Annotated in this window: 20 protein-coding genes; 11 read left to right on the top strand and 9 right to left on the bottom strand. The window is 40.5% G+C overall.

What is annotated here, in order from left to right:
- The first annotated feature begins 3 nt into the window (after positions 1–3).
- The 3 genes from LEP1GSC185_RS02470 to mtnP all read left to right on the top strand — a co-directional run bounded on the left by LEP1GSC185_RS02470 (position 4) and on the right by mtnP (position 4,180).
- Positions 4–1,599, top strand: coding sequence for a methyl-accepting chemotaxis protein (locus LEP1GSC185_RS02470; RefSeq protein ID WP_024863972.1), 1,596 nt, complete (start codon positions 4–6; stop codon positions 1,597–1,599).
- A gap of 47 nt (positions 1,600–1,646) precedes the next feature.
- Positions 1,647–3,236 (top strand): methyl-accepting chemotaxis protein, encoded by a 1,590-nt coding sequence (locus tag LEP1GSC185_RS02475; protein ID WP_008591229.1) that lies wholly within the window; start codon positions 1,647–1,649, stop codon positions 3,234–3,236.
- Between the two features lie 80 nt (positions 3,237–3,316).
- A complete protein-coding gene (gene mtnP, locus LEP1GSC185_RS02480; protein ID WP_008590665.1) occupies positions 3,317–4,180 on the top strand; it encodes an S-methyl-5'-thioadenosine phosphorylase in 864 nt (287 codons plus the stop codon).
- On the opposite strand, the gene LEP1GSC185_RS02485 is transcribed toward mtnP, so the two are convergent.
- A complete protein-coding gene (locus tag LEP1GSC185_RS02485) occupies positions 4,171–5,028 on the bottom strand; it encodes an alpha/beta hydrolase (protein WP_008589460.1) in 858 nt (285 codons plus the stop codon). The two genes, mtnP and LEP1GSC185_RS02485, sit on opposite strands and share 10 nt — an antisense overlap.
- Positions 5,025–6,386: an alkaline phosphatase D family protein gene (locus LEP1GSC185_RS02490; RefSeq protein WP_024863973.1), complete on the bottom strand. Its 1,362-nt coding sequence runs from the start codon at positions 6,384–6,386 to the stop codon at positions 5,025–5,027. The genes LEP1GSC185_RS02485 and LEP1GSC185_RS02490 overlap by 4 nt, the downstream gene beginning before the upstream one ends.
- 61 nt (positions 6,387–6,447) lie before the next feature.
- On the opposite strand from LEP1GSC185_RS02490, the gene LEP1GSC185_RS02495 reads away from it, so the two are divergent.
- Positions 6,448–8,250, top strand: a complete 1,803-nt coding sequence (locus tag LEP1GSC185_RS02495) for a methyl-accepting chemotaxis protein (RefSeq protein ID WP_008590557.1) — start codon at positions 6,448–6,450, stop codon at positions 8,248–8,250.
- Between the two features lies 1 nt (position 8,251).
- Here the strand turns inward: LEP1GSC185_RS02495 and LEP1GSC185_RS02500 are convergent, their stop codons facing one another.
- Positions 8,252–12,181: a PAS domain S-box protein gene (locus tag LEP1GSC185_RS02500; RefSeq protein ID WP_008589695.1), complete on the bottom strand. Its 3,930-nt coding sequence runs from the start codon at positions 12,179–12,181 to the stop codon at positions 8,252–8,254.
- Between the two features lie 145 nt (positions 12,182–12,326).
- On the opposite strand from LEP1GSC185_RS02500, the gene LEP1GSC185_RS02505 reads away from it, so the two are divergent.
- The 4 genes from LEP1GSC185_RS02505 to LEP1GSC185_RS02520 all read left to right on the top strand — a co-directional run bounded on the left by LEP1GSC185_RS02505 (position 12,327) and on the right by LEP1GSC185_RS02520 (position 18,383).
- Entirely contained in the window at positions 12,327–15,320 is a 2,994-nt protein-coding gene (locus LEP1GSC185_RS02505) for a DUF2339 domain-containing protein (RefSeq protein ID WP_008591185.1), read from the top strand.
- Positions 15,310–16,194, top strand: coding sequence for a M48 family metallopeptidase (locus LEP1GSC185_RS02510; protein WP_008591208.1), 885 nt, complete (start codon positions 15,310–15,312; stop codon positions 16,192–16,194). The genes LEP1GSC185_RS02505 and LEP1GSC185_RS02510 overlap by 11 nt, the downstream gene beginning before the upstream one ends.
- Before the next feature lie 109 nt (positions 16,195–16,303).
- On the top strand, positions 16,304–16,987 hold the full coding sequence (locus LEP1GSC185_RS02515; protein WP_008591445.1) for an SIMPL domain-containing protein: 684 nt from the start codon (positions 16,304–16,306) through the stop codon (positions 16,985–16,987).
- A gap of 238 nt (positions 16,988–17,225) precedes the next feature.
- Positions 17,226–18,383 carry a hypothetical protein gene (locus LEP1GSC185_RS02520; RefSeq protein WP_029607925.1) on the top strand — a complete coding sequence of 386 codons (1,158 nt, stop codon included), beginning with the start codon at positions 17,226–17,228 and terminating at the stop codon, positions 18,381–18,383.
- A gap of 41 nt (positions 18,384–18,424) precedes the next feature.
- Here LEP1GSC185_RS02520 and LEP1GSC185_RS02525 read toward each other — a convergent pair whose 3' ends face one another.
- From LEP1GSC185_RS02525 to LEP1GSC185_RS02550, 6 genes are all read right to left on the bottom strand, one after another.
- A complete protein-coding gene (locus LEP1GSC185_RS02525; RefSeq protein ID WP_415857733.1) occupies positions 18,425–19,342 on the bottom strand; it encodes an SHOCT domain-containing protein in 918 nt (305 codons plus the stop codon).
- Positions 19,260–19,520 (bottom strand): carbon storage regulator CsrA, encoded by a 261-nt coding sequence (csrA, locus tag LEP1GSC185_RS02530; RefSeq protein ID WP_008589574.1) that lies wholly within the window; start codon positions 19,518–19,520, stop codon positions 19,260–19,262. Before csrA ends, LEP1GSC185_RS02525 begins: the two co-directional genes overlap by 83 nt.
- On the bottom strand, positions 19,521–19,970 hold the full coding sequence (gene fliW / locus LEP1GSC185_RS02535; protein ID WP_008590294.1) for a flagellar assembly protein FliW: 450 nt from the start codon (positions 19,968–19,970) through the stop codon (positions 19,521–19,523).
- Between the two features lie 95 nt (positions 19,971–20,065).
- Positions 20,066–21,331, bottom strand: a complete 1,266-nt coding sequence (locus LEP1GSC185_RS02540; protein WP_008591782.1) for a flagellar hook-associated protein 3 — start codon at positions 21,329–21,331, stop codon at positions 20,066–20,068.
- A gap of 32 nt (positions 21,332–21,363) precedes the next feature.
- Positions 21,364–23,274: a flagellar hook-associated protein FlgK gene (gene flgK / locus LEP1GSC185_RS02545; protein WP_008590129.1), complete on the bottom strand. Its 1,911-nt coding sequence runs from the start codon at positions 23,272–23,274 to the stop codon at positions 21,364–21,366.
- A 22-nt stretch (positions 23,275–23,296) separates the two neighbouring features.
- Entirely contained in the window at positions 23,297–23,833 is a 537-nt protein-coding gene (locus LEP1GSC185_RS02550; protein ID WP_029607924.1) for a flagellar protein FlgN, read from the bottom strand.
- A gap of 229 nt (positions 23,834–24,062) precedes the next feature.
- Between LEP1GSC185_RS02550 and LEP1GSC185_RS02555 the strand changes: the two genes are divergently transcribed.
- The 3 genes from LEP1GSC185_RS02555 to LEP1GSC185_RS02565 all read left to right on the top strand — a co-directional run bounded on the left by LEP1GSC185_RS02555 (position 24,063) and on the right by LEP1GSC185_RS02565 (position 25,775).
- Positions 24,063–24,779, top strand: coding sequence for a glycoside hydrolase family 25 protein (locus LEP1GSC185_RS02555; RefSeq protein ID WP_008590544.1), 717 nt, complete (start codon positions 24,063–24,065; stop codon positions 24,777–24,779).
- A 156-nt stretch (positions 24,780–24,935) separates the two neighbouring features.
- The gene (locus tag LEP1GSC185_RS02560) at positions 24,936–25,310 is read left to right on the top strand and encodes a thioesterase family protein (protein ID WP_139032650.1); all 375 of its coding nucleotides are present in this window, start codon (positions 24,936–24,938) and stop codon (positions 25,308–25,310) included.
- Complete coding sequence (locus tag LEP1GSC185_RS02565; protein WP_008590860.1) at positions 25,311–25,775, top strand: hypothetical protein; 465 nt, start codon at positions 25,311–25,313, stop codon at positions 25,773–25,775. It begins immediately after the preceding gene.
- Positions 25,776–25,866: the final 91 nt, after the last annotated feature.

The raw sequence follows: 25,866 nt of genomic DNA on the forward strand, positions 1-25,866 counted from the left end.
TCCATGGTAAATTCCTCGATCTCTAAAGAATCGTCTATAGCAAAAATTTGGACGAACGGCGCTATCGTTATCAACCGGATCCGTTTAGGACTGGTACTTCTTTTCATTCTTACCTTGATCGGAGTTTCCAAAACAAACCATCCAACTCAGGTAATTGCTCATTCAATCGGAACCGGTTTGATGGCATTGTACTGTATCTTTGAATTTTTCCTGGCAAGAGGAGGAAAAGTCGGGATCAGATTCCAAAAGTCATTGGTAATTTTGGACGTGGTCATTCTTTCTGCAATCATGGCTGCGGACTGCAGTATCGATGCAATTGTTGCAAGAGATACTCTCGCGAACATGATCCTATTCTTCATCTATTTTTACATCATGATCTATTCTTCATTATTGGGAGAAAAAAAATTCGTACTTCTGATCGGACTATTAACTGCAATCGGAGTCGCATTCGCACTTTATGTAGGTTGGAAAAGCGGACTTGTGCTGACCGAGAATGCAAGTAAATCAAAAGATCCTGACACTCTAATCTTCTCCGTTCAGATCGTAAAGATCGGTTTTATGATCACTGCAAGCGTGATCCTATACCAATTGATGCGATTATTCGAAAACCTGACCGCAGAAGGTTCTAGGTTATTCGGAGAGTCCCAAGTATTCTTAACTCAAATCAAAGAGAACCAGATCATCATTCGCAACTCCGCAGAAAACTTGGAAACCTCTATTAAAGAATTTGCAGGTTATATAGCTAGAACCGGAGAAAAGATGGAATCTCAGGCAGCAGCTTTGGAAGAAGTAAACGCGGTATTAGAAGAGCTTTCCGCTTCTTCTATTAATAATACTCAATCGATCGAAACACAGAATGAAAGTATTTCAGGGCTTGCTTTTAATTCCCAAAAGTTAGGCGGTATTATAGGAGATATTACGGAATACAGCGAAACACTTTCCGTATTTGCGGAAGAAAACAAAGCGGATATGGAGAATGTAACCATCGCAGCGGAAAAAACGAATTCCTATCTCGCTGACATTGCAAACTCATTTAATAGAGTAGACGAGATCAACCAGATCATGGGAGAAATTGCGGATAAAACGAACCTTCTCGCATTAAACGCGTCTATCGAGGCAGCGAGAGCCGGCGTCGCAGGAAGAGGATTTGCAGTCGTTGCAAACGAAGTTAGCAAGCTCGCAGACTTCACTTCCGAAAATGCAAAGTCAATTTCTTCTATCGTGAAACAATCCCAAAGTTTTATAAACGAGGCAAAGGTCGCTTCCGCAGAAACCGGAGATCTTACCGAAAAACAAAAATTTAAACTGATCCAAACAACAGATAGGATCGTGAAAATGAATGAGCTTTATAAGGAACAAAAATTCATCCTCAAAAGTTTCCTAAACGAATTAGACACTATCAAATCCGCGTCCACAGATATTCTGGAATCCACCAAAGAGCAAACTTTAGGACAGAACGAATTGATGAAAACGATGAGTCAGTTGGAAAAAGACATAAACGAAATCAGCGAAGAATCCACCAAACTGAACACCGAGATCGACAAGATAAATAGCCAGGCCTCCGAATTAAGGGTATTAAGCGGACATTCTTCCGAATAAAAGAACTCCAACGTTAGTCTGATTAGAGAAATTCCGTCTATTGATAGATGGAAACTTCCCATCTAAAAACAGAATCCACGATACTACAAATCTGGAAGAACGGGGCTATAGTAATTAACAGGATCCGATTAGGCTTGGTCTTACTATTTATCGTTTCCTTAGCAGGCGCTTACAAAAGTTTTCAACCGTTACAATTTATGGTCCATGCAGGCGGCACCGCTTTCATGGGACTCTATTGTATTTTCAATTTTGTAGCGAATCGTAAAAGGAATATGTCCATCGGATTCCATAAACTTTTAGTATTATTCGATGTTAACGTCCTAAGTGCAACCTTGATCTTGGATACTTTCGTTTCTCCCGACGTAGCTGCGGGAACGCTGAAGAACGTTGTGCTATTCTTTATCTATTTTTATATAATGATCTACTCCTGTCTTCTGGGAGAAAGGATCTTCGTTTTGATCGTAGGTGCTTTCTCAACTGCAGGCGCGATAGTTGCCTTAGTATGTGCCCTTAAGAACGGAGCCGGGTTCGTAATGGATGTGGAAGAAGCAAAACTTCCTTATAATTTAAGCGCTTCTACCGAGATCATCAAACTTGCATTCATATTTGTCGCGAGTGTGATACTTGCTCAATTGATGAGATTATTTTTAAGATTAACGGTGGAAGGAAACCGTCTCTACACCGATTCCAAAGGCCTACTCGAAAAACTAAGCGAGAACCAAACAATCATTAAGGATTCCGCGATTAGTTTAGAAGACTCCATCGTTAAGTTTGCACAATTCATAAATCGTACCGGAGAAAAGATGGAATCCCAGGCTGCCGCCTTGGAAGAAGTTAACGCGGTATTGGAAGAACTTTCTGCCGCTTCCACAAACACTTCTAGATCTATCGAATCCCAAAATGCAAGTTTGAGCGAACTTGCGGAGGATTCTAAAAAGCTGGGAGAAATAGTTTCAAATATAACTGGATACAGCGAAGCACTTTCTACATTCGCAAATGATAATAAAGCAGACATGGAGAATGTAACCATTGCAGCGGAAAAGACAAAATCCTATCTAGCGGATATCTCGAGCTCCTTTGACAAAGTGGATCAGATCAATCAGATCATGGGAGAAATTGCGGATAAAACAAACCTTCTCGCACTAAACGCATCTATAGAAGCCGCAAGAGCGGGAGAAGCAGGAAGAGGATTTGCGGTAGTAGCGAACGAGGTCAGTAAACTTGCAGACTTCACTTCCGAAAATGCGAAGTCCATCTCGGCAATCGTAAGGCAGTCCCAGAGTTTTATCCAAGAAGCAAAAAGCGCTTCTGCGGAAACTGGAGACCTGACTGAAAAACAAAAATTTAAGATACTGGAAACTTCGGATCGTATCGTCCAGATGAACAAACTTTATTTGGAACAAAGGATTATTATACGTAAGTTCTTAAATGAATTGGAAAGTATCAAATCGGTTTCGAATGAGATCCATGAATCCGAAAAAGAACAATCTTTGGGTCAAAAAGAAATGATACGGACCATGTCCCAATTAGAAAAAGACATCAACGAGATTAACGAAGATTCAGCCAACTTAAACTCGGAGATTGATCGAATCAAAACAAAGGCTTCCGAGTTAAAAGTATTGAGCAATAATTCCTAAAAGCTTTTCATTTCCTTCTTCTTTACAATCGGACCCATATTTCGATATATGGAATTTATTCCGATTCATAGGAGAAAGATATGGGGACCAAAGTAAAAGCTGCAGTAATCGGAGGCACAGGTCTCTATAGTCTAGACGGAATGGAACTGGTAGAGGAGGTCCTTCCCGAAACTCCTTGGGGCAAACCTTCCGACACGATCAAGATCGGAAAAATACACGGCAAACTAATCGCATTTCTCCCTCGTCACGGTGTTGGACATTTTATCATGCCTCACGAAGTTCCTATGAAAGCGAACATCTGTGCACTTAAAATTTTAGGCGTGGAAGAGATAGTAGCATTCAGCTCTGTCGGAAGTTTAAGAGAAGAGATCAAACCTTTGGATTTTGTTCTTCCAAACCAGATCATAGATAGAACCCGAGGAAGAGAGTCTACATTTTTCGGAAAAGGTGTGGTCGCGCATGCGCCTTTTGCGGATCCTTTTTCCAAAAATCTAAGCGATAGAATTAATAAAGCGGCAGCAAAAATAAATCTTCAGATCCACCAAAACAAAACTTTAATTTGTATGGAAGGCCCTCTATTCTCCACGAGAGCGGAATCTCATATGTATCGTTCTTGGGGCGGGGATATTATCAATATGAGCGTTCTCCCGGAAGCAAAACTAGCAAGAGAAGCGGAGATCGCTTACCAAATGATCTGTATGTCGACCGACTACGATTGTTGGAGAGAGAACGAAGAAGCGGTCACTGCGGAAATGGTGATGGCAAACTTAGGAAAGAACGCGGAGAATGCAAAAAAACTTTTGAACTCATTGATACCTGACCTTGGGAACGGAGACGATCTAAGCCTGAAGAATAGCACTAAGTATTCTATCATTACCGCTCCGGAACGAAGAAATCCGGATACGGTTGCAAAGCTGAAAGTTTTATTCCCGGATTATCTCTGAGAGTTTGATTTTCTTCGGTTTAGATGGACCGATTCTAAAATTTCAGCCAATCCTTTTTGATAATCCGGAAAGAAGGAGAGATTATTATGATTTCCTCCTTCTATTTCCAAAAATCCTATTTTAACGCCGGATTCTAATGCGATCTTGAATAATCTTTTTCCTTGTCGGAAAGGAATGATCTCGTCTTCATTCCCATGTATAATCGTGACAGCAGGATGTAATTTTCCGATCTTATTCTCAGACTTGAAGGAATAAGCTAAAAACCATCCAGGTACGAACGGATAATATTCCTTTGCCAGATCAGCCAGAGAAGTATAAGGAGTTTCTAATATAATATGACCTGGATTTGTTTTGGTCCCTAATTCCACTGCTACTCCTGTTCCGATAGATCTTCCGTATAAAATAATCTCATTCTCTTTTTTTAGTTTATCCGTTTTTAAATATTCGTACCAACGCTCCGCATCCTGATACATTCCCTTCTCGCTTAACTTTCCCCTACTTTTACCGTAACCTCTATAATCTGTAATGAGAAGGTCCCAGCCTTTCGGAACAAAGTCCTCTGCGACACCTCCCCAACTTCTTAAACTTCCAGCATTTCCATGAAAATACAGAACAGTACCTTTTGAGGGACCTTGGGCAGGGAAGAATAATGCATATATTTTCTCTCCGTTTTCCAATTCCAAAGAAACTTCCTGATACGTATAAGGAAAAGAGAAGTGAAAGTCCTCGGGCAAAATTTCAGGAAAGAAGATCAGTTTGTCCTGGTTGGAATACAATAAGCCGAAGAGTCCCAGAAAAACGACGAATATGACCGAGAGAAGATATAGCATAAACTTTTGGATTTTCATTTGGCCTTAATATCTCTGGACCAAAGCTCTTTGCCGAAAGAATCGAAAACTCTGAACACCAAACTCCTTTGTTTTAAAGGACCTGTAATCTCTATCGTTCCGAAATTCCTTTTATCATCCACAAGAGTACCTTCGATCCTTAAAGGATTTTTTTCCGTAATCGGTGGATGAGTAGAAGAAGTTAAAGGAGAAACAGTAAAATCATATGCCGGATATTCAAATCCTTCCTGAATATATGATAATTCCGTAAAGTGCCTATCCCCGGTCAAAAATATCAGGTTTTTTATCTTTAATTTAGAGATTTTGGAAAGAAGTTTTTCCCTTTCTTCCGAATAGGTTGAATAATTTTCAAAAACGGATAAAGGATTTAAAACCTGTCCGCCTACTACAACAAATTTGAAAGTTGCTTTGGAGAATGCCAAGCCATTCACCAACCAATCCAATTGTTCTTCTCCGAAAAATGATCTGGACCCGGTCTTATTGTCGTTTGCAGTCCTGAAACTGCGGTCGTCCATCAGAAAGAATTGTGCATCCCCCCAAGTGAAAGAACCATATATTCCTTTTTTTGAATAGTTCGGATTTGCCCAAAATAGTTTGAAAATTTCTTCTGCGGTAGCTCCCATCCAAAAAGAAGCGTCCCCGTCATTCGGTCCCCAGTCATGGTCGTCCCATATCGCATAATGATGGACATTCGCTAGCAGCGGTTGGAGTTCCGCTAAGGATCTCTGTTCCGTATAGCGGTAAATGAATCCTGTTCGAGATTCCCAATCAGGTTCTCTTAGATAAATATTATCTCCCATCCAAAGCATGAAGTCCGGCTTTTGAGCTGAGATAGATTGATAGATATGATATTCTCCCCCGTACGGTTTTGCTTGTGTATCGTATTTAGGATCGTTTACGAAAGCACAACTACCTAAGGCGAATTTGATATCCGGAGGACCGCTTGGTTTTCCTATCCAAATGGGTTGTGTTCTGAATTTTTGCTCCGACTTAGGTTCTTCGAGTTTTCCATTCACATAAATCAGATATTCGTACGTTTTTCCCGGTTCCAATATATCTGCGATCAGATGAGCGACGTTTCCTTTTTGATGCTCAGTATTTAACTCTCGAGTTATGTGGCTTTGGCCTGGATTTCCGGAAATAAAATATTTCGCGTATACTTTAGAAGGATTCTTAGTCTGGACCCAAATTTTCACTTCCTTATGGGTCGAGTAACCTAACATAGGACCCGATTGGATGTTAGAAGGCGAAGCTGTGTCGGTTGACTGACTTTTTCCATAAATTGCGAAATCGATGTAAAAGAATCCAAACAGTAAAATCAACAAAGAGGTGGATGATAAAAGCAATCTGCGTCTCATTGTCATGAAATATCTTGAAGCCTCAGGCTTCTTTCAAATCAAAAAAAGGGAAAGAACGGAAATGACGAGGGGAGAATCTAGAAAACTCAGATGGAGACTGACCTTAGGCTTGGAGCTATTAACTTCCGTCCTTGCCGTCCCTTTGGCGGTTCTATTTATTATCGCGGCTGGAGCTTACGATTTCAGTAAGGCCATCGCACTGATCGGATCGTCCACAGTAGTATTAACCTCCTCTTATTTTTTCCCAACACTTCGATTTTTGTATTTAGGGAAGCTCTTATCCAACTTGGAGCCGAATAATTGGGAGAAGTTGAACACAAAGGGAAAAGTAGAAGTTAAGAAAAAGCTTCTGAACTTCCCTCTTCTGAATACCGGGTTTTATATCGTGCAGTGGAGTTATGGGATCCCGGCGGCCTGGAAACTGATGCATTTTTTCTTTATCCCCGAATTTTTCGAGTCTGCTCCGTTCTTACTCTTACCTCTGATCATTTATCCTACTTTAGGGATTTCTCATTTCTTTTTAACAGAATCGGTATTATCCGAAGTATTGGAATCCGACAAATTGAACGGACTTCCATTAGAAGAAAAAGACATACGCAAAGTCTCTATCTTTGCTAGGATCATTTCTACGATTGCATCCATCGCGCTATTGCCTGTTGTGATCTTCGGTTATCTTTTAGTGGAAGAGACTTCAGGTTGGCTAAAATTAGGAGATGTTACTTTAGCGCTTTCTCTCACCATTCTTTTTATGGTGATCACCCTTACTATTTCTTCCTACCTATTAGCCTCTAGTATACGTAGGAATTCCAAAAATATGATGAATGCATTTGTCGAAATGTCCCAAGGGGAGTTGGAGATCCTACTCCCTATGGTTTCCACGGATGAGTTGGGAAGAAGTAGCAAGATGCTAAACGATTTTGTAAAACGGCTTCGAATCGTCGTTAAAACGGTTATCAAAGAATCGGAAAAACTTTCCCAAAGCTCCAAGGTATTGGAGAGTAAAACGAAAGATCTCTCCATAAAAATGCAAGAGCAAGCAGCTTCTACGGAACAAATGAGTTCGGGGGTAGAAGAAATTGCGGCATCCATTCAATCCACTTCTTCCAGAGCGGAAAGTCAATCTAGTACCGTAGAACAAGCGACAGCGTCTCTTGCGGAACTGGAAGACAGGATTCGTAACGTCCACACTTCTCTTATGGATACGAAAAACGATGCGGAAAGAATGAGATTAGAAACTTCTAATGGAGAATCGGCCTTACAATCCACTCGAAATGCAATGGCTGAGATAGAATCCAATACCGCCAAAATGGAAGCAAGTGTAAACGTGATCCATGAGATTACGGATAGGATCGGACTTCTTTCCTTGAATGCGGCCATCGAAGCCGCTCGCGCAGGAGAAGCAGGAAAAGGTTTTGCAGTGGTAGCACAGGAAATCTCCAAACTGGGAGAACAGACCCAAGAGAACGCAAAAAGGATCCGGACAACCTTGGCGGAGGCAGTAAAGGCAACTAACTCAGGAAGGGAAGTTTTAGGAAATACAGAAGTGGCTTTCAGAAGAATAGGAGACACTGCCCAAAACACTTCGCAGAGAATTTTACAAGTTTCTTCCTTATCCGAATCTCAATTAGTGGCAAGCGCTCAAGTAAAGAACGCTTTTTCAGAACTGATAAGATCCGCGGAAGAGATCCGAAATCATACAAAAGAGCAATCCCAAACTTCTTTAGAATTTTCTAAAACAATTGGGAGCATCTCGGAAGCTACCGAATTTTTGAATGGAATAGTAAACGATATCGACTCTCTTGCGGAGAAACTTGCCCAGCAGGCAAGTTCTTTGAAAAAGGAAGTGGAATTCTTTAAGACCTAATTCAAGTTTTGGGAAGGATTACCTTGAATACGGTTTTTCCAGGCTTGGAGTTAAATTCTATTCTTCCTCCGTGTTTTAAAACGATCCTTCTGGAAATATCAAGACCTAGACCGCTGCCCTCACCGGGAGCCTTGGTCGTGTAAAAAGGATCGAATATTTTAGATTTAATATCTGCCGGAATACCGGGACCGTTATCCGAAATCGAAACGGAAACATCCGAGTCTGAATCTAAAATGGATATTTTGATCTTTCCTTTAAACTGCATGGCTTGCAAGGAGTTGTAAATTAAATTTGTCCAGACCTGGATCAAGTCATCAGGATACGCATATATGATCGGCCTTGCTTGGAAGTCTAATTCGACTTCTACTCCATTTTTGATCTGATTATGATAGATAGTAAGAACAGTTTCGATATTCTCCGCAAGATCCGTTTCGATCTTACCTTCTCCGGAGTCAATATGAGCAAAACTTTTGAGAGCATAAACGATCTTGGAAGTTCTATCCACTGCTAAACGAATCGATGCCGCATTTTTATATGTTTGGATCTCCTCTATCGCAAAATCCAGAAGAGCAAGATTTGTTTTACCCTCGAAAATTTCAGGGAATTCTTCCGTGGAATGATAAAGACCAACGTCCATCAATCTGTCGGCAAGATCGTAAGGATTTTCGAAACCAAGCTCACTCAAAGAATTCTTTAATTTCTTTAAAACGTTTCTTCTTTCTTCTCTTGAGACCTGAACTTCCTTATTTGAAATTCCCGCACGAATAAACTCAGATAGTCTCTTGATATAACCCGGCTCCGCTTCGGCAAAGAATGGACCCAATTTTTTTAGACGTTCCGGAGAAGAATCCAAATAAGCTCTCAATTCACCGCTCAAAGCTGAGATGGCTCCCAACGGGTTATTGATCTCATGCGCTATACCCGCAACCAGTTGTCCAAGAGCCGCCATCTTTTCAGAAAGAATGAGTTGGTCCTGGGTTTTTTTCAAATTATCCAAAGCGGAAGCTAACTCTGAAGTTCGGATACGAACCGCATTCTCTAATTCTTCCTTAGCTTCTCTTCTTTCGGAATTTAATAATAATTGAGTGACCTGTTCTGCAACTGTAACTACGAACTGTTGCTCATATCCTTTCCATCTACGAAGAGCGCCCCTATGTTCTAAGCAGATAACTCCGTAAATCCCACCTCTTAAAAAGATGGGAGCATCCAACAAGGATTGGATTCCAAGAGGAATACTGTAAGATTCCGCAAACTCGGAAGTCCTGGGATCGTTGACCACATCGTATGCATCCACGAATCTTTCCGTCTTCATCGAGGCAAAATATTTAGGATATTGTTTTAGATCCATCGTAGCTGGATCCATATAAGTCAGAAATTTTTGGTCCCAACCCGAGACTAAAGACCAGATTGTTTTTTCCTTATCTGAGAAAAGCCAAATAGAAGCACGGTCACATCCCAAAGTTTCAGTACACATTCTGACTATATTATTCAAACCGGCGGAAATATTACCGGAAGCAAAATCCGGATCAATCGCCATATTTAACAGAACTCTAGCTTGTTTGGATAATTTTAAGTTTTCTTCTTCTTTTTCCCGTGCTGCCGCTTTTCCTGCGGTATTATCCTTTGTGATGGCGACAATAGCGGGCTTTCCGACCAAGTTTACGATCCGGCCTGAGAAAATGGAATCTATATGAGTTCCATCTTTTCGTACAAAAGGAATATCAATATCTCTTAATATACCTTCTTCTCTTATCCGATCAATGAGCCTATGTTTGACATCTGGATCGGGCCAAATCCCAAGATCTATAGAATTTTTTCCGATTGCTTCTTCTTTTGTGTAACCGAATAGGTCATAGAACATCGAGTTTACGTTAATATACTTTCCAGTTTCTAGATCGGAAATGCAAATCGTATCCGGATTAAGATCGAATACTTTTTCAAAAAGATCCTTACTCTCCTCCAACTGGTGAAGATATTGATCTCTTTCCTGCTCAACTTTTTTCTTATCTGTTACGTCGATGAGAAGAGCCAGAAGCATCATCTTATCTCCGATCTTAAAGACTCTGTTTCCCGAAATTACATGCCTTTCAGTATTGTCGGATCGATTAATAGTAGCTTCTATATTTTTGGACCAGCCTACTTCTTCCAATTCTTTGCGGATTTTTGCTCTGTCTAGAGGACCTTTCCAGATTCCTAACTCGAAGGAAGTTTTTCCTATGATCTCTTCTCTTGTGTATCCGATAAGATCGCAATATTCTTGGTTAATCTCTCTATAAGTTCCGGTTTCCAGATCGGAAAGAGAAACCGCAGCCGGATTCATTTGGAAAATTTTCTCGAAGAGTTCCTTATTATGCCGGACCTCCGCATTCAATCTTCTGGTCTGTTCTTCCGCTTCCAGGCGGTCTCTTATATCCGTTGCAAGAGATATAACATGAGGTCTTCCGTTTAATTTTACGACCCTTCCCGAATACAGAACAGGCATCGCAGTCCCATCGGAGGCTTTGAAAACGGTCTCTATATTACTAACTTCTCCCTTCTCCTCTAGTTGTTTATAAATTTCCGTTCTTCTATCAGGATCGTAATCCCAAATCTTGATATCGGGAGACAGTTTTCCGATCACATCCGATCTTTTCAGTTTTATGAATTCTAAAAACCTTTCGTTCACATCTATGATCTTTCTGGAAACCAGATCAGTGAGAACCACTGCGGAAGGAATTAATTGGAATAATCTTTGGAAAAGTTCTTTACTCTTTTCAAGTTCGGAAGCAAGACTTTCTAAGTCCGCTTGCGCCTCTTTGATATGAGTGATATCATGACCTACCGCTAGAATCTTTTTTTCACCGCCGGCTTCTATAACTCTAGCGGAGAACAAAATAGATCTGACTTTTCCGTCTGCGGTGCCCATCTTAACTTCTAGATTGTCTACGGCTCCTTTCTGGAGCAGAAGTCCTCGGATGATCTCTCGATCACTTAGATCGTAGTAAACTCCCAGATCCGCAGGCGACTTACCTATGATTTCTTCGCTCGTTTTTCCTATTAAACTTAAGAATAGATCGTTAGCATCCAGATAGGTTCCATCCAATTTGGAGAGAGTGATCGCGGTAGGATTTAATCGAATGGTCTGTTTTAGTATTTCCTGATTCTCTTTTAGTTCCTCTAAAAGTTTTTGTTTTTCTACTTCTTCTTTTACTCGATCCGTGATAGGCACAGTGATCGTTAAAAGTTTTAAAGAACCTGCATATTCTATTGGGTGGGCTGAGAAGAGTCCCCAAAATTCTTCTCCCAATTTATTCGTAAAACGTAATTCTATATCTCTGACAAAACCCTCTTTTTTTATGGCTTCTACTATATCCGATCTAGTTTTTTCAGAACTCCAGAAGCCAAGTTCTAAAGCGCTTTTGCCCACGATTTCATCTTCGGAATATTTTACTTGGATACAAAACTGCTTGTTTACTTTAAGATATTTACCCGTTTCAATCTCTGTGATCGCCATAGGCAAAGGGTTCATATCGAAAAATTTTTCGAGCGCTCTCCATCCTATTTCTGGATGAGTTATATCTTCTTTTGAAAGTTCGCTTTGTTGTTTGGGAGAACGAATATGGATCCAAGTCGTAGTTTCGGAATCGGCCTCGCCTTGGATCTTAAAACCCTGGCAGTAGAACGTCCTAATCTCTTTACTTTTAAGTAAAAAGTAACCTAAGTACCAGTTAGTTTTTTCTTCTTTTTTAAGACTTTCAAAAATCCCGTTCCGGATATCGGAGATCAGGTTAAAATCTATCTCTTTCAACTCTTTGGAAGAATAGCCCAAGATCTGCAATGCGGCAGGATTTGCTTCGATCAGATTTCCGGATGCGGAAAATACAAGAACTCCGTCTCCGATCCTTTCGAAAAACTGCCTGAGGATACTAAGCTGTGAAACGGAAGATTCCAAACTTTTATCACCGAGGGAACGACCCCTCAAATACTAATGGACTAAATAACGCTAGAAACTACTTTTCTAAAACTTTCATTTTTTTTCCAAAATTCAAGAAAGTTGTGATCCTAAAAGACACGTTACTCGAAAAGGCCTATCTACTATGAATTTTCTGATCGGTTTGTTTGCATTCTTTGCCGGCATATTCTACCTTATTATACCATTCGTTTTATTGTCCAAGATCAACGGACTTTTGGAAAGGATCCAAGATCTGGAGAATCAACTAAAAGAAAGAGTACCCTCTAATCTTCCGGAGACTCAGTTAGAAAAGAAAAAGCCTCCTATTAAAGAGGATAAACCTATCTTGGTAAAAGAAACAATCACTGAGACCAAGAAGGAGGTCCCTTCTTCCAAGCCTGTTACAAAAACTCCGAAACCTGCTGCAATAATAACTCCAGTCATTATAAAGCAAGAGCCTCAACCTATTGCTAAAAAATCGGAAGCTTGGGAAAAATTCGAGAAGCAGATCGCGAACAATTGGACAGGGATCTTAGGAACGATCATACTAGTAATGGGCGTTGGTTTCTTAGGGATCTATGCTGCCTTGAACATGTCCCCTTTCTTCAGATTCCTAATGGTATTAGGGATCGGTGTCGCTTTATTCATAATCTCAATCCTCTTAGTTAAAAAAGAATTTTGGGCACAGATCGGATATTGGATCAGAAGCGGTGCCGGTGCAGTCATCTTATTCTCTTGTGTTGCCGCAGTCTCCGTTCCCGGAATGAAATGGATAGAGTCCGAATTTTACGCGCTCACCTTAGTCATGATCGGGATTTTAGTGAACTTAGGGCTTGCTTGGCAAACTTCTCAACAAAAGTTTGCGAGCCTTCATATAGTATTAAGTTTAATCTCTTTAGCGATCCTTCCTTTAAGCACACTGATCTTCTTCTTGGCGGCTGGAGTCTCCGTTTTCAGCGTGGCTCTGTCTTATAGAAGTAAATGGGAATTTCATCTAATACAAACTGCGATCTCCTTTTTAATTTTAAATTTTCTTTATAAAGGACATTTTTACGAACAACTCCATTTTTTGAACTCTCCTCATTCCAGAATTTGGGGGATTTTAGGAACTCTTGCCGCTGGAGTTCCATCCATCTTAGCTCATTATAGAAAAATATATTCTTCGGCAAATATCCAACGACTTCCTTTTATCACTCACTTGATCATATGGGCCGGGATCGGCTTAGGTCTATCGGTGTATTCTACCTGGTCAAAATGGAATCCTCCCGTATTGATCTCCGTTTCCGTTGGTTTATTTTTCTGGGCAAGAACTGCTCGAGAAAAACTTAATATTCGCTGGCTCTATCTGACCGATACTCTAGTTTCTCTGGCTCTCGCTTCGATCGGGATCATATTACTGACTCGATGGGAAGTGGATCTATTCCTGATCAACGTATATGTTTCACTTCTATTCTCCATCTTCTTTGTTGTAAGTGCGGAAGAAAAAGAGAATCTACTCAAGAATATTGGAGCAGCGCTTATTCATATATCTTGGGTATGGTACATTCTTCTTCTGATCATAAAATACTTCGGAGGGCTAAATCTGGGAAGTTGGCCGATCGTTATCACTACGATTGCGATGATCATTCTTACTTTCCTTATCCAATTCTATGACGAGATCCGTAATAAGGAAACTTCGACCGCCATCGATGATATTTACGGAGTAGGTGGAGACGATAGGATTTCTCCCGCAGGGATCTTTTCGGGACTTTTAGCATCCGCTATTTGTTTCCAATTATTAGATTGGAAATATTCGGAACTGTATCTTCCCGCTTTCGGGATCATTTTGTTAACGATCCGACAAAAAAGGAATTGGAACGGTTTAGGAGTGGGGATCTTCTTCTTTGTCGCTGCACTACATTTCGAAGTAATCTATAGAATTTATTCCTTGGAAAGATGGGAAGTATTACTAAGAGATACTCCTACGATCCTATTCTGTTTCTTAATGATCCCTCTTTCTAAAGTGAAGTTGGGCCAAGAAAAGATCAGATATTTTTCTTCTCCTGGAGCGATCCTACTTTCTTTGCATATCGTATTCTTAGCGTATTGGACCACCCAAAGTCTTTCTCCATTCTTGCCGGGAATAATTTGGCTCCTTCTTTCCTTAGTATATTTAGAGACCAAAAACTTTTTCTCGGAAAGAGAGAAGGAATGGGAAAATACTTGGAAGTCTTCCATCAATTCGGCCGGACCAGTCTGGCAATTTTTTGCGCTTACATTTGTTGGATTATTCTTAGGAGCTCATATTCTAGTCCACCTTCAATCGGAACTATATGTGGGGATCTTCAAGATCAGATTTTTGATCCAAGCTTTGGCAATCGGAGTATTTATCTATTGGGCAAAGAGTCCAAATCTTAAAAAAGAAACTCCAAACTACTGGAATCTTCTTTTGCCGCTCTTTTGGGAACTCACCGGTATCTTTATTACTGCGATCATTGCATTAGAAATCCCAAATACATGGCTGCCGGTCGCCTGGATTGTTTGGGCATTTTTCCTGAATCAGATCAGTCTAAAAACTTCCTGGGAAATTTCTAGATTTAGATTTTATTCTCTCTGCTTTTATTGGTATTCTTGCATTCATGTGGCTTTTATTTCCAGCTCGTCATTGACTCCTTCCCAGTATTGGGCCAACCAAGAATGGCTTGGCGGGTTAGTCGGGATCATATTACAGATCGCTTACTTAGTGAGAGTTCAACTTCTTCCTCCATTCCAAGGAATCGAAACGGAAGGTTATCCAGGCAAGATCACTAAACTTTCCGAAAAATTGGATCAAAGATCCGACTATATCATATTCTATCCTTTATTTGCTGCAGGAGCATTCTTCTTATTCTGGAGTTTTGATTCTTCTTTATTAACTCTATTATGGATGGTAGAAGTATTTATCGTATTCTTAATGGGACTTATTCTGAAAAAAGAACATTTCCGTTATGTGTCATTGGTAGCAATGATAGTCTGTCTGCTTAGATTGATCTTCTGGGACCTTTCTCAGTCTTCCACGATTACCCGCGCTTTGGTATTCTTGGGAGTAGGAGGGATACTTATCTTGATGAACACACTTTACGGTAAATTCGGGAACAAGGAGAAAACAGATGCTCCGTAATCGATTATTATTCTTCGTTATACTTTTAGCTTTTGGAGTCGCTATTTCATTTTTGGCGGTAAGGAGCAAAGCGAATGTAGAAATGCCGGCCACTCTCTCTCCGGCCTTCCAGCTATTGGGAAAACCGATCAAAACATTCGATCGTTCTCTTACTAAACTTATGCCGATTAGCGATCTAGACGAAAAAAAGTTGGGAGACTCTATTGCATTGCGTTACGAATCCTATGCAGATGAAAAAGATCCGGACTTGATCTATTTGAGAAGTTTGGTGTCCAACCTTACGGTCGGAAAAGACAAAAGATTCGAATATAGGATCTTTATTATGGATTCTACCGTTCCGAACGCTTATGCGATGCCGGGAGGGATCTTATTCGTGACCAAAGGACTTCTCTCCATGGTAAGTTCGGAAGCGGAATTAGTCGCAGTGATCGGACATGAGATCGGTCACGTAGAACTTTCCCACTGCATGGATATGGTAAGAGGAGAATTATTAGCGAGAAAGATCGGCGCCTCCACTCTCGGAGAATTAGCGGATCTAACTGCGGCCTTACTTCTAAAACCTTCTTTCGGAAAAAACCAAGAGGATGAAGCGGACTCTTACGGCTACGATCTATTACTCAGAGAAAATTACGACCCATTCGCAATGGGAAGGACATTCCTAAAACTACAGGAGGAAAGCGGTGGAAAAGAAAATGCCGCTTCCCCCATCCAAGAATATTTTATGACCCATCCTTATCTTTCACATCGTTCCGAAAAATTTACGGAGAAGGCGAAACGTGAAGAAGAAGGAAAATATTATGTAGGAAAGAAGAACTTAAAAAAAAGGACCACTCGTTACCAAGACGAACTCGATAAAGAATTCGTAAAATACTGAGAGATTCTTCTTACAAGTTTCAATTTTTATAACTTTTAATAAAATTTAAAAATCCGGAACCGTTCGGGAATTTTCCCGGACGAAAAAAGGTCCTACTTTCGGAGTTTTTATGAAAAAGATATTATTCGGGTGCATATTATTATTCGCTAGTTTCGGTTCTATGTTTGCAGAACAGGAAAAAGTCCTGATCGTAAGCGGTTTCTCCAAAGTTGCAGTTCCTGCGGAACTCGTGGAGATACGTATCGGAGTAGAAACGGAATCCAAAACCGCTGAAGAAGCTCATGAAAAAACTTCTTCAAAGACCGATTCTCTTGTAAAATATCTCAAAAAACAATCCTTACTTTCGTTACAAACAGAAGCGATCCGTTTACAAACAATATACGAATATCCTAAATCTGGAGCGAGACAGATCAAAGGTTATGTAGCGTCCAATACAGTTTTAGTAAGAGCCAAAGTAGAATCTGCAGGAAAGTTGATAGATGAATCCATACAGAATGGGGCAAATCAAATCATTGGGATCCGATTGCAGGCAACGGATGCAAATTTAGAGAAGGCTTCCCAAGAAGCTTTGCAGCTCGCGGCAAAGGATGCTCGTAAAAAAGCGGATATTATTCTCTCAGCATTAGGTTTGAAATTTAAAGATTTTGTAGAGATAAGAGCCGACTTCCAAGAAATTTCCGAACCACTCCCTGTCATGGATGGTTTTCAAACTATGAGCGCAAAATCTGTGACTCCAATCGAAGCTGGAAATTTATTTCGCGAAGCAAAGATCTTATTGAAAGTTTCTTATTAAAAAAACAGCAAATAAGTGAAAAAAATCTGTCTTTTCAATCGGTTATATGGGTATGGTATTTATGGATTGTTACCTAAGTACCAATAACCCGGTAAATAGTTAACATATATCCAATTCTCTTCACTATTCTCACTACGTGAGCGGCCCTTTCGGGGGCCGCTCCGGTCTTTTGTTTTTTTCCTTGCTCTCTTCCAGAATAATTGGTGTTTTGGGAAAAAAATTATTACTCTGGCACCTCATGAAAAAAAAGATCCTAGCTTTATTGGCAACTTATCTATTCTGCTTTTCCCTATTCGGACAACCTGCAAATCCGAATAACCAAAGGCAGCCTAAAAACCAACCCACAAACAACCAACAACAGCCGCCTCAAGACCAAGCTCCTATCGGAGGCAGCGATTCTTCTTATTCTTCCTCAAGTAATAGCAGTGCATTCGGAAACGGTTTATTACATATTTTGGAATTAGATGGAGTTGCAGGAAGCCTGAACCAAGGTGGGCCTCAGTCTATCAACGGGATCTTAAATAGTGTAAGGATTGCAGGAAGTGCATTAGGTGGAACGCCTGAATTCTTTAAAGAAGATAGCAAGACCACTCCAAGCGGCGGATTTCCTAAAATCAGATATTCTCATCAACTATCCGATAATACGTTTATTGGTATCGTGGCTTCTTTGGGAGAAAAATCCACAACAGAAACTACTACTACCAGTACTTCTAACAGATACACCACCGATAAAATTACTACAACCACCAATGAATGGAAAGTAAAGTACGGTTGGGGACCTCTCAACTTAAACACTTCAAATAATGTTAGCTACGAATTCTCAATCGGTTACGGGCAAGGTAAAACGAGTGGAGACTATTCTAACTTCGGGTTAAAACTGCCCGGTTTTAGTTCCGGAAGTTCCGACGGAATTTCTGGATTCGCTATCGGATTCGGAGATCTTAGATACAATATCACTACACTCTCTTTGGACTATGGTGTTGCAGTTCCTATGTGGAGTTGGATGAACTGGTATTTCCGAGGAGATACAAGTTTCTTCTGGGGAACTCTATCTTTGAGTTCGGCACAGCTCGGTGTGGACACAGGATCTACTGCAGGCGCATATAACGGTCTAGATTTCAACGCATTCAAATCAAAAGACGGATTTTTTGCGGGAGCTTCCGGATTTACTATGACTTTCGAAACAGGTTTCGTAATTAAACCTTTCGAAACATTCGGTATCCGATTCGGCGGATTCTACCAGCTTACTTACTTCAGTGTAGGAGAAGTGAAGGGGCCTTCTATTTCCGGAGGTCAAGTCGTAGAGGCAGGAGCAGTTCCTAACTTAAGTTCCACTACAGACAACGAACAATTCGGAAATTACGGAGGAACCGTAGGGTTAGTTAAGAATTTATAATATTCTTCACAGAAGCCCGGGGATCTAAAAAATTTCCGGGTTTATAATTCTTTTAAAATTTCCGCTTTCTTCTTTTCGTATTCCTGTTTAGAGATCAATCCCTTATCTAAAAGTTCCTGCAAGGTCCGAAGTCGATCTTCTATAGTTTTAGGGATTTTTTTGGTAGGAGTTCCGACATTCTTTTTAGAAGGATTTGCCGTCCAAAAACCGTTCTTTACTAGGATTCGATTTTTTACTTCCTCTGCTTCAGTCGCAAATGTTAGATATTCTAAACCTTCGGGACGGATCTCGGGAAGAAAAATGGAATTACGGAAAGAAGCTTCCGGCTTTATAATAGGGACCAATGTCCAGTCCCGAAAAGAATATGAGGTTTGAAAATCAAGCACCTGTCCTATTTCAGAAAATTCTAATACGATTCCTTCCGAACTATTTCTAATATAAAAAACGGTTCTTCTAATTCTGAGTCCAGGACGGATCGGATCTTCTCTTTTAATAATGACTTGGTATGCTTGCGGAAGTCCGTCTGGAATGTCAGCCTCTGCTCTGTATAATAATTCGCCCAAACGAGAAGATTCTTCTTCCGTAAATAATCTGACAGGTTCGGAATTTAAGACGCCCGTATCCGCAACTCCTGTAAATTTAAAAAGTTTTTCCCATCTGGAGACAAACTCAGTCCTATCTAACTGGTCAGGTCCGGCGCCGGTCAAAACTCCGGAGGCAATGGGCAACCACGTCTCCGCTTGCAAGAAGATCGGAGTCTCAGAGTTTTTTTTAAGATAATATAGTACGATCGAATCCGAAGAAGAAGCCATTCCCTTTCTCTGGGAAGACAAACAGGAGATCGTAAATAGGAGGGTAAGAAAGAAACTTAGAAGTTTAAGGTTTTTCTTTTTTGCCCGAATCGGTTTTTTTAAGCATGCTGCCAATTTTTCCCAATTCCTCCGGCTTAATTTTCGCACCGGCGGCTTTCTTGTTTTCAGCCTGGATCTCACGATATACTTCCGCTCTGTGTACGGAAACTTCTTTCGGAGCCTTGACCCCGATCTTTACCTGATCCCCTTTGATATCCACGATAACGATCTCAATATCGTCGCCTATAATAATGGATTCATTAGTACGCCTAGCTAGTACGAGCACTTAGGACATCTCCACAGTGGCGCTTTCCAAAATTCTTTCACGAACGGAATGGATCTCGTTACGTGATACGAATTGGCGACCGGTTAGATCCGTCTTGTTTATCAAAATGGGGCCCTGTAGATTTGCAGTCATAGATGCCGGATCGTCGTTCGGAATCGTCACAATTACTAATGTCAAAGCTTCCGAGACATCCTGCAACCCGATTTGAGAAAGTTCTTCCTGGCTCAAAACAGGTTTATATTCTTTTTTAAATAAAGAAGGGGGAATTACTACAAAAGCAAGGTCCACTTCGTCGATGGACTGTAGCCATTTGAATACTGACTCTTCGTCTTCTTCGATTAGGGCAAAACTTTTGTATCCCCCGAAACCTAGAAGTCCTTCCGGAAATTTGATAAGTTGTCGCTCAGAAACTTTAATTTTTCCGAAAGGTTTGCTTTGGATCTCAATCATCGACCGACCTGTTTTCAGAGCTTGGCTCTAAGTTTATATTTTTTTCAAATCACTACAAGAAGAATTCCCCGAACTAATTTCGGGGTATCTTACTGTTATCTCAGAAAGTCCATCAAAGTAGGTTTGATTACCTTGGAACCAACGTTAAGTGCATATTGATGGATCGTTTCCAGCCACTTCAAGTTCATGATAGTTTCCGGGAAATCGATTCCTTCGTTCTTGGCAAGTAACTCGGTCATATAGGATTTATCAAAGGAAACTCTTTGAGAATGTTCCTCCATACGATTCATCCTTGCGCCTACTATAGATCTATAACGAAGAATATTCTCCAATGCAAGATCCAAGTCCTGAATATCGCGACCTGAAATTCTCTCTTGGTCTTTCTGGATCAAATCGTTCCTGAATTGGATCAATACATCGAATACTGAAAGTCCCGTAACAGTTGCAGACTTACTGTAATTATTAGGAGGTTCGGAGTTTCCGGAGTCGATCAGACCTATATCTCTTAGAACAGTTCCTCCATCCACATCCTCTAACCAAATTTGGTGAGGTGCAGTGGAGCTAAGACTGATATTGTCCTGAGCAAGTTTATTCGCTTTAGCTTCGATAGGAGAATTATTGATCTTGTCGATGATATCGTCTATCGTATCACCTGCGGAAACTTGGATCTCCACTCCATCTATCTTAAACTTTTGATCGGAGACTGCAACGTAACCCGAGTTATCCACACGACTGGTAACACTCATGTTCGTTCCCCAGAACACTTTGTTTCCGGGAATAGTAACAGGGATATATTCTCCCTTTTCGATCTCTCTGATCTGCTCTCCAATATCTCCGCGATATTCCACCCCGATGTATTGGTTCTTTAATTCCAAACCTTGAAGTCCTTTGATCTTGGATTCAATCGGTTCAAAAGGAGGTCTTTCGATCACATGTCCGCCGAAAAGAGGTCTTCCTGTGGCGTCTCTTGTGTTTGCAATATCGACTAACGCTCTAAGTAATTCGTCTATCTCTTTACCGACAGCGACTTCTAATTCGAAACCTTTATCACCTTGGTAAATACCGTTGGAAGCTTGGACTGCAAGAACTCTCGCTCTTTGGAATAAGTTACCTATTCTATCCAATTCTCCGTCGATCTGTTGTAATCTTCCGAAACCGTCGTCAATGTTTGCTTGGAAAGTATCCAATTCGTTCATCCTAGAGCGGAAGAACATTTGGTTGGTCGCTCTTCCTGGATCGTCGGAAGGAGTTCTGATCCTTTGACCTGTACCCAATTGGTTTTGGGTTTCGTCCAAGGACAACTGGTGACGATTCAAAGTCCTCACCAGACTGTTATTTTGCATCATGTTAGTGATCCGCATCATGGCTTCGCCTCCTTGCTATTCCGGCGGAATTACGCGCCCAAACGATTGATGATCGTATCTAGGATTTCATTCATAGTATTGATCATCTTCGCAGACGCATTGTACGAGTGCTGGAACTGGACCATGTTGGCCATTTCCTCATCCAAACTTACACCCATCACCGATTGTCTCATATTCTCGAGTTCGGTCATAAGGTCTGATTGGATCCCAAATTCTTGTTTTGATTCTCTTGCTTCAGTAGCAAGTTTAGAGATCAGACTATTGTAAAAATCATCTGTGGTTTTGGAATAATCCACCATCACAGGATTATTTCTAAGGGAAGAAGCTACCAATAGAGCATTCCTACCGTCCTTATGACCTCCAGGAGAGTTATAATCTCCTGTTCCACCAACGTCCTTTCCTCTTGCTGCTGCGATATTTGCTACGTTATTCGCAATATGCTCATTCACTTTAAAATGAGAAGAAGGATGGAAATGCGGAGTTAAAGTAATATCTTCCGGCTTGGATTGTAGTTTAGTGATCTCGCCTAAACGTTTATAATCATAAGCGCCAGAAGGTCCGGAAGCCATTAACATTCCAGTCAAACCGACTAATAATTCTCCGGAATCTTCGATATGTCTAAGAATGAAGTTTTTCTTAGGAGTATCTTCTGCAACAGTCGCCTTAAACGCCAATTGGTTGTCATGGTTCATATATGCCACAACACCAACCTTAGAAGCATTGATACGTTTGATAATACCGTTCAATGTATCATTTGCAGAATAAGGAATTAAAACCTGAGTTTCTTTTTCATCAGGCTTTAAGAATGTCATGGTTCCGCTGATCCCTACAGGACGATCCGGATCCAGAGTGTTCTTACCCGATATTCTAAAGATAGCGGATATATCGTTCTGACCGTCTCCATCCGAATCATATTCGCCGAAAGTATTCAGCGCCAAAGAACGAATATCAAAGAAATTCTGATTTGTATTTCCATTCAGACCAAAACCGTCTTTATGGATCTCATTGATCACGTCCATAACGTTGATCGCAAGAGCGTCCACTTGGTCGATCTTCTCGCCAAGGATCTTGTCCCTAACTTCAATCAAACCTTGTAGTCTTCCTTTACGGAGAAGGACCGGATCTCCAGTAACTTTCCAATAAAGATCTAATAGGCCATCTTTAGCAGGATTTCCTAATATATCTACTTTATTGAGCTTTCCACCTTGGACAAGGATCTGTTGGCCGATAAATACCATCAGCTCGTCTTCGTCGCTTCTACCGATAGTGATGTCTGTCAAACCGGAAAGCTCTTGTAAAAGAGCATCTCTTTTGTCGTAAAGATCGTTCGGTCTATCGCCTAATGCTTCCGATTTAGCGATCCTTTCATTTAAGGTGCGGATATTCTCCCCAATCGTATTCAAATGAAGTGCATGAGCTTCTATCTCACGGTTCGCTTGATCTCTCAATTGAGAAAGTTTGCGATACACATCTTCCATTCTACTTCCGAGGCCTTGTGCTTTTTCCAAAACCACGGAACGATGTGCGTTATCTTCAGGATAGTTCGCAAGTTCTTCCCAAGAAGACCAGAACTTATCCATCAAAGTCCTAAGAGTAGTACCGTTCGGCTCGTTAAAAATATTCTCAGCTTGGTAGAGATATTCGTTCTTTGCAGCCCAATAATCCTTCACACCTGAGGTTTCGATAATTCTATCATCTATAAAATTATCTCTAACACGTTCGATGGAAGCAATCTCCACACCTTGGCCGATCTGACCGGGAACATGAGCACGATTCAAAGAAGGTTCATATAGTGGATCCGTAGCTTGTAAAACGACTCTTTGGCGAGAATAATGTTTATTATCCGCGTTTGAAATATTATGGCCGGTAGTTTGTAAGGCTTGCTGGTGAGCCGCAAGACCTCTTTTGCCAATTTCTAATCCGGAGAATGTGGATCCCATACTTCTTCCCTCCTATCCAATCTTACGCAGAAGCGTTTACTAACACCGAGGAACGTTTTTTCTTGTTCCTGACTGCGCTTGGATTTTCGTCCTCGTAAACTGCGACTTCTCCGCTGTTTGCGTTAATTCGCATCGCATCGATGGTGGCCTTCAAAAATTCCTGTCTGGTTCGGATCAATTTATCATTGGCTTTGATCTTATCTTTAAGCCTATGAACCGTATCCTTTAATCTTGTTCCGAGTTGTTTCAATTTGTGCTCGGATTCACGATCTATCTTATTTAAAAAATCAGTAAGAGTAAGTTCGCCTTCTTTAGGAATTCCTAAATTACCGGATGTATAAACATCATGAATAGCGGACATACGAACTCTTTCTAGTTCGCTCGCATGAACGATCAATTCGTAAGTCTTTTTAGAAATCGTTTCCAAAGATCTTCCGTCCGCTTTCGTGATCGATTCAGTCTTTTCTTTCTCTAACTCCAGGATTTCGGAGTACAGTCGGATTTCTTCCTCGAAAAGAGAAGACACCCGATCCAACCATTCCTCTTTATTTAATATCATTGTCCGGTCCCTGTTCTTTGTTTCGGCGGAATCCGGAATTTTATGAGGGGTTTTTTTAGAAATTGAGCGGAGAAGAAGAACTAGTAAGAATTTTCTAAAGTGTAGAAGGTCCGTTGCCGATTGTGGGAATTCCAACAAGAGACATAATTTTTAAATACTATTTTACGACTTTTTAGAAAACAAATGGCTTAGTTTTTGAATAATACGGATTTCTTATTCGAAAAACCAAATGAAACTCCCTTATAACTTTCTAATCCTAATTCTCACATTCCTCCTTCTCCCCTTTGCCCTATATACGGCCCTCGACAAGGGAATCATCTGGTTTGTATATCCATCCGAATCGAAGTACCCGATCCGCGGGATCGATGTTTCCAATCACCAAGGAAATATTGATTGGAAGAAGATCGCAGAGAACAGGATCAGCTTTGCCTATATTAAGGCTACCGAAGGCGGAGACTGGAAAGATAAAACATTCTCTCGAAATTGGAAAGAAGCGAATGAGTTAGGAATTAGAGTCGGAGCTTATCACTTTTTCACCCTATGTCGTTCAGGAAAAGAACAAGCGGCTAATTTTATTTCCTATGTTCCAAAAAATCAGAAAGCATTACCTCCCGTTGCTGATCTTGAATTTGTGGGAAACTGCAAAGAAAGACCTCCATTGCAGGATGTAAAAAAAGAGATCCAGGAATTTCTGATCACATTAGAAAATTATTATGGTAAAAAACCTATTTTATATCTTACCTATGAATTTATAGATAAATATTTAAAAGGCGATTTTTTAGAATATCCGGTTTGGATCAGGGACATATTTGGACATCCGTCTTCTTCACTTGACCGAAATTGGATCATTTGGCAATATCATAGTCGCGCAAGGTTAAAAGGAATAGAAGGTCCGGTGGATTTAAACGTTTGGAGAGGGAACGAAGAATCTTTATATAAATTATAGAACCAATCATCGATACTTCATTTTGTTTTGAGTCCAAATAAGTTGGAGCGGATTTTTCTATTTGAGTATTTCTAAATTAATGTTCCCATCATTCTCTAGAAACAAATCGCAACCACTATGACGAATAAAATTTTTACAACTAACAAGATCATTCGAATGCAACACTGCGACCCGGGGGGTGTAGTGTTTACTCCCCAATACTTTAACCTCTTCGTGGAAGCAATCGAAGATTGGTTTAGAGAAGGGATCGGATTTGGATTTCCGCAAATGGTAAGTAGCAATCACCAAGGTATTCCTGCTATGAAAATTATAGCGAAATTCTACAAACCTTCTAAGTTGGGAGATATATTAGAATTCAGAGTAAAATTAAAACGTCTCAGGCGTCAAAATATCTTAATCAACGTAGAAGCCATTTGTAATGAGGAAAGAAGATGTTCCGGAGATTTTTTACATGGATTCGCATCTCTTGCAAGCTTGAGCCTTACGGATTGGCCTCAAGATGTTCACAGAAGATTAGAGGAATATCTATAAATGAAATTATTATATAAGATCTTAATTATTTCTATCTCCTTACTTTTAGCCTCATCGTGTATTACTTCCTATTTTTTCGAAGAAGTTGAGGATTTAGATAGTTCCAAGATACACTATAAACAAGCCCAAGAAAAATTAGCTGTTTCCGTTGCTGGTTTATCGGCAAGATGCAAAGGATTTCATGAATCTTTGTACAATTATGAAACTAGTTATATCTTCATGACGGGTTCCAAACCCTGCAGTGACCTAAATGAAGATATGATCACAGGATGTGCGGAGCGTGATTATTTCAAAAAGAGAGAAGTAAATCTCTGCATCACTCTTATAGCAGCAGACCCTTGTACCGATGCGGCGGGAGGTAACCCAGCTTCGGAACCCGAGGAAATGAAACAATATAGATTTTCAACATTCGCATATTGTTCCGGCATCTTTGGTTCTATGATGCCAATGCCGTTGTTTTTTTAATAGTTTTCAAATATTCACATAAGAGTAAACGATCGTTTACAAAAAACGAAATAGTTTATTCTTTCTTGCCTTAATGCAAAAGTGAAATATA

It is taken from the genome of Leptospira licerasiae serovar Varillal str. VAR 010 (assembly GCF_000244755.1).
Classification (GTDB): Bacteria; Spirochaetota; Leptospiria; order Leptospirales; family Leptospiraceae; genus Leptospira_B; species Leptospira_B licerasiae.